The organism is Nonomuraea sp. NPDC049141 (assembly GCF_040648415.1).
Classification (GTDB): Bacteria; Actinomycetota; Actinomycetes; order Streptosporangiales; family Streptosporangiaceae; genus Nonomuraea.
Window position 1 is genome coordinate 1 of the sequence record NZ_JBEZDR010000220.1, and the last position, 1,422, is coordinate 1,422.

The following is a 1,422-nucleotide window of genomic DNA, read 5'->3' on the forward strand; positions in this document are numbered from 1 at the left end:
GGTGCGCCGATGGGGACACCCGCACAGGGGCCGCCAACCGGTCAGACGCCCGGGGGCGTCGGACCGGGGAAGTTGCGCTGCGGGCAGGTGTAGGGGCGGGCGGGGTCGTAACGGTGCAGGGCGACCGCCGTTCCGCCCGGCGGGGTGGTGGTCACCGGTGCGGCGTCCGCGACCATCAGCAGGCCGTGGACGCCGCTGTGGTTCGCGCGGTAGAGCGTGCAGCCCTGGGCGGTGCGCACCACCCCGGCCGTGGCGTGCTGATGCCGGGTGCGCAGCCGGGTCGTGCTGTCGTACGGGTTGCTCTCCAGCAGGAAGAACAGCGTGTCGGGGGCGGTGTCGACCCAGAACGCCTCGCCGGCCTTGAGGTGGATGTCCGAGACGCTGACCACCTGGGTGCTGCCCAGCGCGGCGAAGGCCAGATCCGGGTCGGACGGGCCGGTCACCCCGTCGTTGGCCGGGTACGGCAGCGTCGTCGTGGTGTGGGACTGCCGCCACTGGGTGTGCGCGACGGCGGGTCCGTAGCTCGTGCTGGTGCGGGCCTCGTACGACGCCAGGGGCGACAGGTGCGAGTTGACGGCGACGAACTCCGACCGGTTGAAGCCGTAGCCGTAACTGGAGGTGAGCCATCCACCCCACTGGTCGAAGAGGCTGATGTTGTAGTTCGAGGTCGAGTGGACGGCCGCTGCCGCCCAGGCGGGCCGGTCGGCGGTGACGAGATGGTCGGTGCCGGTGGTGGACTGGAGCACGACGCCGTCGTCGAGGACGACTGCGGCGACGGCCGCCTGTGGCATGAGCGTGATCATGGCCGTGGCGGCGGCTGCGGTCACGCCGAGGCGTCGGAGAAAGCGGGACGGGTGACGCACGGTGCCTCCTGGGTGACGGGGCGTCCCAGTCTGGCCCGTCGGCGCAAGGCCGGCCCGTGTCCGTCGTCCGGTTCGCGGTCGGTCAGGCGGTCGGGGGCGGGGCGGGCAGCTCGTCGACCACGACCACCTCGGTGCCGGGGCGTACCTCGGCCAGCAACTCCCGCTGCCCGCTCTTCGTGAGCCGGATGCAGCCGTTGGTGGTCTTCTTGCCCAACTCGCCGTCGTGGTACCAGCTGTGGATGCCGATGTGCGCCCCGCGCAGGCCCGCCGGCACGGAGTCCGGGTCGTCGGGCACGGAGCCGAGGGCGAAGATGTCGACGCCCCCGTACACGCTCTGCGGCGGCGGCGTGCGGCCCAGGACGAAGGTCCGGCCCAGCGGCGTCTCCTGGCCGCGCTGGCCGAGGCTGACCTCCCAGCTGCGTACGGCCCGGCCGGCGCGGTACCAGGTGAGGCGGTACGCCTTGCGTTCGATCACGATCTGGTCGCGCAGCGCCACGGTGGTGTGGCCGCCGGGCGGCAGCCAGACCCTTGGCAGCCGACGGCTTGAGCCGGAGCACCT

2 protein-coding genes are annotated in these 1,422 nt (G+C 72.8%); both read right to left on the reverse strand.

Translation table 11 applies throughout. From position 1 onward, the window contains the following. Positions 1-41 precede the first annotated feature (41 nt). The gene (locus AB0B91_RS65995; protein ID WP_358343226.1) at positions 42-863 is read right to left on the reverse strand and encodes a hypothetical protein; all 822 of its coding nucleotides are present in this window, start codon (positions 861-863) and stop codon (positions 42-44) included. 82 nt (positions 864-945) lie between these two features. Beyond that, positions 946-1,422 (reverse strand): L,D-transpeptidase (locus AB0B91_RS66000; protein ID WP_358343228.1); only part of this gene is annotated, 477 nt, incomplete at its 5' end.